Origin of the sequence: Okeania hirsuta, assembly GCF_003838195.1 — a bacterium.
Classification (GTDB): domain Bacteria; phylum Cyanobacteriota; class Cyanobacteriia; order Cyanobacteriales; family Microcoleaceae; genus Okeania; species Okeania hirsuta.
This window is the reverse complement of sequence record NZ_RCBY01000292.1, coordinates 1-7,677: the sequence shown is the minus strand read 5'-3', so window position 1 is coordinate 7,677 and position 7,677 is coordinate 1. Positions and strand designations below refer to the sequence as shown.

Genomic DNA, 7,677 nt, shown 5'->3' with positions numbered 1-7,677 from the left:
TAGACATCTCCAGAAAAGAGGGAACAGGGAACAGGGAACAGGGAACAGGGAACAGGGAGGAGTAATTGATAATTTCTAGATAATAATTGATTTTATTTTTAATTTTTGGAGATGTCCAATTTATAAGAAGGTCTGACGGTCAACAACAACGAGCATTTTTGGTACGGTCATTGATTAAGGAAGCCGATATTTTTTGTTTTGATGAACCGTTTGTTGGAGTTGACCAGAAGACTGAAAATATTATTTGTATCCATCTTGTTTTGGGATATATATTAATATGAACTCAACAGAAAATATCACCATTCAACATCTATCTGAGAAAGATATAAAGCTAATGCAAGACTTGCTCAATGTTTTTGGTGATGCGTTTGATGAAGTGGAAACTTATTGCAAAGTCAAACCTGAAACTGATTATCTTCGTAAGCTACTCAGCAGAGATTATTTTATCGTGTTGGTTGCATTAAAACATGGAGAGGTGGTGGGTGGTCTGGCAGCATATGAACTTCACAAATTTGAGCAAGAACGCAGCGAGATTTATATATATGATTTGGCGGTATCGACTGAACACCGTCGCCAAGGTATAGCAATGGCGCTCATTGACACACTCAAGAATATAGCTGTCGATCGGGGAGCTTATGTTATCTTTGTTCAAGCTGACTATGGTGACGATCCAGCAATAGAGTTATATAGAAAAGTTGGGGGTGTGCGGGAAGATGTCCTACACTTTGATATTGTAGTCAAACATGATGAGTAATTTTTTAGCTTCAAAAAGCGTAACACACCGAAAATTAAAATCTAGATGGTGCGTTACATTTCATTAATGCACCCTACTGGACTGACACAGCTGAAATTCAGCCCCAACTCAAGATATAGTAAGGAACGAGTTGGTGTTTGACTTATGTTGATGATGAATTTTAGACTAGGCAATGTTTTTCCCACTGTTGCCTGTTGCCTGTTGCCTGTTGCCTGCTATCTTGAAAAAGATTATTGAGCGATCGTTTTTGTAGAAATTCTGAGGTTTTTTATCATGCTAAATGTAACTATGTGATGAAATTCAAAGCGATCTACTGAAATATTTGCGTTTAGTCGAAGAGGGAAAAACTGTTGTAATTATTAGATATGAGCAAGCGAGCGCTGAAATTAGAACTATTGCCAATAGCAAGCAGTTACGACCATTTGGTTTATGCGCAGGTGAGTTTACTGTTCCGGATGATTTCGATGCTCCTTTGCCAGAAGATATACTTAATGCATTTGAGGGGAAATGAGAATTTTATTAGATACCCATATCTTTTTATGGTTCAGCAACGCAAGCTAATAAATTGCTGAACCGAAATCAACCGTGTTGAAAAATAAGTTGCAAGCAAGTATTAAAAATCATTTTCTTCATACTCAAAAGTAGAGTCAATAGTCTTTAGTGCTGGATAAAGACTTACAACTTCTTGGGTGATATGCCAATAATATCTATTTATAGAATAATCAATTATTTTCTCTGATATCAAAATACTAATAAAATATTGAAATAATGAAATACTGCGCGGAATTTGATTTGTTTTTGTTGATTGAATTTTCTGGATTACTGCTTTAACTTTTTCTTTAATTTGTTTTTCTTCAACTACATTGATTAACAGACGATATAAGTTATCGCAAAAACGACTCATATCTTTTGGTTTAAGCTCATCAGGTATTTTTTTATCTTGAAATAATTTATTGATTTCTTTTGCTAAATATTGTTTATTTTTGATTTCCAGGCAATTATTATCTTCAATAAAATCGGAAGTTTGTTCAAAAGCAAGTATTAACATATCTAATTGTTCAACCGTTGCTTTAATTTGTGCAGCTAAACGTAATTTTCTCCAATCAATTTCCGAATTTTTATAGACAAGATCGTGAGTTGAAACAGACCAGGCGTGTTCAAAAGCACTTTTGATTTGTATTTCAAATTTAATTTTATAAATACTTAATTGATTCTCTTGAATTATGTCATTATTGGTCTTAAGTTGAGCATAAATTCGAGTTGAATCAAACTTAAATGTATCTGGAGATTTTTTATTCTGTCCTCTTTTAACTGTATTGATAATTTCAAATGTACTTTGACAAAATTCTCTGACCTCTTGTTCATGAGATAGAGTGGGGATAATAATTGTACAAGCAAACAAGTCATCCAAATCTGACCATTTTTTAAATCTAATGATAAATCTAATATTTTGCCTATAGATTTAATAGTTTTGCGAAATTCGTCTTCTATTTCATCCTTTTCTTCCCATTCACTATCTCGATTAGTAAAAGCTCTATCAAGATAATCAGCACTATAAGATTTTGCACCCTCTTCTAAAAATAACAGTAGTTGTGCTACCATTTCAACATCTTTCATTTGTTTTCTGGGAGTAGAATGAAGGTTGGGAAAGTTTTTAATTTTTTCTTCTAAGTAATTAAACATCCAATTAGATAATTCCTCTGCAAGAGTAATAAAATCACCACTAAGTCTTGCATGACGAAGTTCTTGAGGAGTTAATTTAATCACATTACGATTAATCCGATCGAATATATTACTAATAACGTCTTCATCGGATGATGGTAAATATTCAATAGCAAATTGATACTTCCAAAAATCTTGTTTATCTTTAGTCTCTAAATCTTGAAAGTATTTACCGCGAAAGCGTTGAATAGACATTTTTTCAGAGACAGGAAATTCATTATTAACAAATTGAAACAGGGTAGATAATCTCTGTTTTCCATCAACTATGCTAACTTTTGAAACTCCTTCAGGACTGATTTCTTGATATATAAAAATTGCAGGTGCTGGATATTCATGTAATACTGTATCAATAAAGTAATCCTTATAATCTTGATTCCAAACACTACGTCTTTGGTATGATGGATCTAAATCAAGAAGTTCTCTTTGATATAAATCCCAAAACCAGGAAATAGTTTGAAAGTTGATTGTTCTTTTCATGTTATTTTATTTGTAGGATTGATTCTTATATTACTATCTAATATTTATTATGTCACTTTGAGAATATTGTACTATGGAAGATGATTCAATCTCAATCAAATTTATCCTATATCAAGGAAAATATTAACTACAAACACTCAATCAACCCAGTTGGTGAGTATAATCAGTGTTAATTGTGTTTTACATACTTTGAACTATTAAATTCTTAAATAACTAATGCCAGCTAGAGATATTTATCATAATACGGTTGTTGAAGCATTAAAAACAGATGGTTGGACAATTACCCAGGACCCTCTATATTTAGGTTATGGAGGTAAACATTTTTATGTTGATTTGGGTGCATAAAAAACAGCGATCACTGCTGAAAAACAAGGTAAAAAAATTGCTGTATAAATCAAAATTTTTATTAGTATTTCTCCCATAAAGGATTTACAAATAGCAGTGGGGCAATATGAAATTTATCGGACTGTATTATCGGAACTATAACCAGAATGTTTACTTTATCTTGCCGTTAATCAACAAGCTTATGAAAATATCTTCCAAGATAAATTAGGTCAATTAATTATTAATAAAATACAACTGCGTCTAATAATTTGTGATGAAAAAATTGGGAGAATAGTTAAATGGATAACTTAGATAACTATCGTGAAATTATTAAGAAAATAATCTACGAATATGGCACCCATAAACCTGCTAATGGTCAAATAGATGTCGAAATTGTAATTGACACATAACGAGACCATTATCAAGTAATTCGTATGGGTTGGGATGATATACGTCGAGTTTGTAGTTCCGTAGTTCATATTGATATTATTAATGATAAAATTTGGATTCAATATGATGGTTGTTCTCAACCTGTTGCTGAAGCACTTTTAGAAGCAGGAATAACCAAAGATATGATAGTTTTAGGTTTTCATCCAGAGGAAGTGCGTCAATATACAGGTTTTGCAATTTCTTAAAATTAGAGTAAATTCCAAACATAAGAAGTACAGATATTAATAATTAGACATCTCCAAAAATCAAAAATCAAGTCAATTATCAAGTATAAACCCTCAATTCTTTCCCCCTACTCCCTACTCCCTACTCCCTACTCCCTACTCCCTACTTCCTACTCATTACTCATTGCTCATTACTCATTACTCATTACTCCCTCTTTTCTGGAGATGTCTATTAAATATTCCGAGTGCGAGCATCTTGCTCGCGATGGTTCTACCTCACCAAGTCGTAACTATATCTCACCAAGGTAAAATCTACTGTAATTAAAAATTTATGTAAATTTTAGTAGTTTATTTTTACTTGAAAAATGTGAATTGATATAAATTTTTACCGAAAAATTTTGGTTTAAAGCCTCCCCTTGGATAGGGGATAATAAATAAAAATTTTCATAATTAGTCAATCCTCTTCTTTTCAAGGAGAGGTAATTATTAATTATTAATTATTAATTATTCATTATTAATTGTTGAATTATAGCGTTTCCCGTTGTTATGAGGTACATCTACGCAGGCAAGATCCCCCCACTAAATAATTTTCATTATTTGCCCGAAATATACTATAATTATCTCCAAGATTTTGAACTTAAAACTTAATTATTGGCTATAAAATCACAATAATCAAACAGACAAAAAAGGAAAAATAAATACTAATGTTAGAAACATTACTAGAGCCACTACAATATAGTTTTATGCAGCGATCGCTCTTAGTTGCCATAATAGTTGGGATTATCTGTGCGGTAGTAGGTAGTTATTTAATGGTACAAAGATTAGCTCTATTGGGAGATGCCATTAGTCACTCAGTATTGCCGGGATTAGCTGTTGCTTTTTTAGTAGGGGCAAATATTTTTATTGGAGCATTTATTGCCGGAGTAATTAGTACTATTTTAATTAATTTAATTAGGACGCGATCGCCAATCAAAGAAGATGCAGCAATGGGGATAGTTTTTTCTGCCTTCTTTGCATTAGGAATCACATTAATTACAATTATTCAGAAAGACAATAAAATTGACCTAAATCATTTTTTATTTGGTAATATTCTCGGCGTAACTATTGGAGATGTGAGAGATACATTAATTATCGCTGCGATTGTTTTATTAGTAGTAGTATTGTTGTATAAAGAACTATTATTTTACACATTTGACCCCCTCGGCGCTCAAGCAGTAGGTTTACCTGTAAATTTATTAAGCTTGGGGCTAATGATGTTAATTGGTTTGACAATTGTAGCCAGTCTTAAAGCAGTGGGAGTAGTGTTAGTTTTGTCTTTATTAATTACACCAGCAGCTACAGCTTATCTATTAGTTAAAAGATTGTATCAAGTAATGATTTGGGGGGTAGGAATAGGGGTTTTATCGAGTATTAGTGGAATGTATATTAGCTACTTCTATAATTTGCCATCTGGTCCAGCAATTGTATTAGTATCATTTGGGTTATTTATATTAGCTTTTTTGTTCAGTCCTACTCAAGGAATTTTAACTTATCCAACATCAATTTCTAGTCAACCCTCTATTTGGCGGGAGTTGAAAAATTTAATTAAGTAAATTTGATTTCTCCTATAGCAAGGAACGAGTTGGTTAGGACATAGATTAATGATGAACTTTAGACACAGAAATACTTTTCCCACTATTGCCTCTCTTAGTCCGCTACTAGGTGCCTCTGTCGGCGACACGGGGTCGCACCGCTTTTGCCTGTTCCCTGCTATAACTACTGACTACTAAAAACATCTTAAGTATTTGTAGCAAACATTTATAAAAATGATATTATTCATAACATTTATTAGTGGCATTTTTATGGGAATGACCACAGCACCAGTAAACGCATGGTTTCTCGGATGGGTAGCTCTAGCTCCTCTGTGGGTGTTAGTAATTCAACAAGAAAAATACTTTGATAAATTTTTATTAGGTTTAGTTTGGGGAATAGGTTATCACGGTGTAGCTTTATTTTGGATAACCGGAATTCATCCCATGACCTGGTTAGGAGTTCCTTGGTTAGCTAGTTTAGCGATCGCTATATTTTGTTGGATTTTTATCACTCTTTGGGGAGCAATTTTAGTTGCTATTTGGGCTTATTTATTTGGGGTTTTAACTCCTACATCTTTCTCAGAGAAAATATTCTCATTCGCCAGAGTTTTGTTAGGTATAACTTTATGGTGTTGTTTAGAGAAAATCTGGAGTTTAGGAAGTCTTTGGTGGACTTCTTTATCTTTGACTCAGAGCAACTATAATTTAGTAATTTTACACCTTAGTCAATTATCAGGACCAATTACAGTTACGGCAGCTATTATTACAGTAAATGCTTTAATTGGGGAAGGCTTCATCAAAGCAAAATTGCAGGAAAAAAAAGTTGATTTTCGTTTCTCCCTTTCTCCTTCTTTCTTCTTACTTCCAATTACAACTTTTCTATTTTTCCACATAGTAGGGTTTAGTCTATATAATATTCCTTTAAATCCCGATTCAGAAACAGCATTAAAAGTGGGAATTATTCAAGGTAATATTCCTAATGAAATTAAGTTCAATTCTACAGGTTGGTATCGTGCCCTGGAAGGTTATACCACAGGATATAAAAAATTAGCAGACCAAAGCGTTGATGCTGTATTAACACCAGAAACAGCTTTACCTTTTTTGTGGACAAATCAAAATAATCGTAGATTCCTTTCTTTTTATCAAGCAATTTTAGACAAAGAAGTAGTAGCTTGGGTCGGTGGTTATGGCAAACAAGATAATAATCTGACTAACAGTTTATTTACTATAGATAATACAGGAGAAATTTTTAGTCGTTATGACAAAATTAAATTAGTACCTTTAGGAGAATTTATTCCTTTCAATGAAATTTTAGGAAAACTAATAGATAGACTCTCACCTTTAGACGCTCATTTAGTACCTGGAAAAACAGACCAAATATTTGAGACACCCTTTGGCAAAGCAATAGTTGGAATTTGTTATGACTCAGCTTTTTCCCAAGTATTTCAAAGACAAACCGCAGCAGGAGGAGAATTTATTTTAACAGCAGCTAATAACGCCCATTATAGTCCCACAATGCCAGCTCAACATCATGCTCAAGATGTAATGCGGGCAATTGAAACTGATAGATGGGCGGTACGAGCAACTAATACAGGTTATTCTGGAATTGTAGATCCTCACGGTAGAACAATTTGGCTATCTGGAATTAATACTTATGAAACTTATTCAACCACAATTTATCGGCGAAATACCCAAACTTTATATGTAAAATTGGGTGATTGGTTAACACCATTATTAGTGATGGGAGGAATTTTAATAAAAATAATTATCTGGTCAAAAATATAGCAGAAGTAAGAAGGAAGAAGACATTTAGTTATCTAGAAGAGAAGGAGGAAGGTTGATTATTGATATTCCGTTGTTTTAGATATTCTATAAGTCAAGAGCAGTAATGGCAGTTGCTACAAAACAATAATTAATCAAAACAAATGAATAAAAAATTGTTGATATATATATTTTAACAAGTAGGTATTGATGCTTTAGCAGCAGGTAAACCACCTGATATTTTTTTCTCTAAAAAAGCAGAACATACTTTAATTCCTCAATGGGCATCAGAAGGAAAATTAGTAGATGTTTCAGATCTAATTAAACCTATAAAAAATTTCTACAGCGATAGTGCTTTTAAATCTGCTTATTTGTGCAATATATTATGCTGTACCATTGAAGAAGGAGACAGGAGACAGCTATACTGGAGACAGGAGGAAAATTACATGGGGAT

Annotated in this window: 6 protein-coding genes and 3 pseudogenes; 7 read left to right on the top strand and 2 right to left on the bottom strand. The window is 32.8% G+C overall.

The genetic code is table 11. From position 1 onward, the window contains the following. Positions 1 to 131: 131 nt before the first annotated feature. The 3 genes and pseudogenes from D5R40_RS40220 to D5R40_RS28340 form a co-directional block, all read left to right on the top strand. Positions 132 to 245, top strand: a pseudogene (locus D5R40_RS40220) (manganese ABC transporter ATP-binding protein); the annotation flags it as partial. 32 nt (positions 246 to 277) lie between these two features. After that, positions 278 to 754, top strand: coding sequence for an AAC(3)-I family aminoglycoside N-acetyltransferase (locus tag D5R40_RS28345; RefSeq protein WP_124155552.1), 477 nt, complete (start codon positions 278 to 280; stop codon positions 752 to 754). 322 nt (positions 755 to 1,076) lie between these two features. Continuing rightward, the gene (locus D5R40_RS28340) at positions 1,077 to 1,265 is read left to right on the top strand and encodes a type II toxin-antitoxin system Phd/YefM family antitoxin (RefSeq protein ID WP_124155551.1); all 189 of its coding nucleotides are present in this window, start codon (positions 1,077 to 1,079) and stop codon (positions 1,263 to 1,265) included. Positions 1,266 to 1,367: 102 nt separating this feature from the next. Here D5R40_RS28340 and D5R40_RS28335 read toward each other — a convergent pair whose 3' ends face one another. Further along, a complete protein-coding gene (locus D5R40_RS28335) occupies positions 1,368 to 1,802 on the bottom strand; it encodes a hypothetical protein (protein WP_124155550.1) in 435 nt (144 codons plus the stop codon). Positions 1,803 to 1,975: 173 nt separating this feature from the next. Next, on the bottom strand, positions 1,976 to 2,953 hold the full coding sequence (locus D5R40_RS28330) for a DUF262 domain-containing protein (protein WP_124155549.1): 978 nt from the start codon (positions 2,951 to 2,953) through the stop codon (positions 1,976 to 1,978). A 216-nt stretch (positions 2,954 to 3,169) separates the two neighbouring features. Here D5R40_RS28330 and D5R40_RS42220 point away from each other — a divergent pair. The 4 genes and pseudogenes from D5R40_RS42220 (at position 3,170) to lnt (ending at position 7,247) form a co-directional block, all read left to right on the top strand. Next, positions 3,170 to 3,589, top strand: a pseudogene (locus D5R40_RS42220) (element excision factor XisH family protein). Beyond that, a pseudogene (locus D5R40_RS40215) lies at positions 3,577 to 3,912 on the top strand (XisI protein). Before D5R40_RS42220 ends, D5R40_RS40215 begins: the two co-directional pseudogenes overlap by 13 nt. 683 nt (positions 3,913 to 4,595) lie before the next feature. Continuing rightward, positions 4,596 to 5,483, top strand: a complete 888-nt coding sequence (locus D5R40_RS28310) for a metal ABC transporter permease (protein ID WP_124155548.1) — start codon at positions 4,596 to 4,598, stop codon at positions 5,481 to 5,483. 213 nt (positions 5,484 to 5,696) lie between these two features. Further along, positions 5,697 to 7,247, top strand: coding sequence for an apolipoprotein N-acyltransferase (gene lnt / locus D5R40_RS28305; RefSeq protein WP_124155547.1), 1,551 nt, complete (start codon positions 5,697 to 5,699; stop codon positions 7,245 to 7,247). Positions 7,248 to 7,677: the final 430 nt, after the last annotated feature.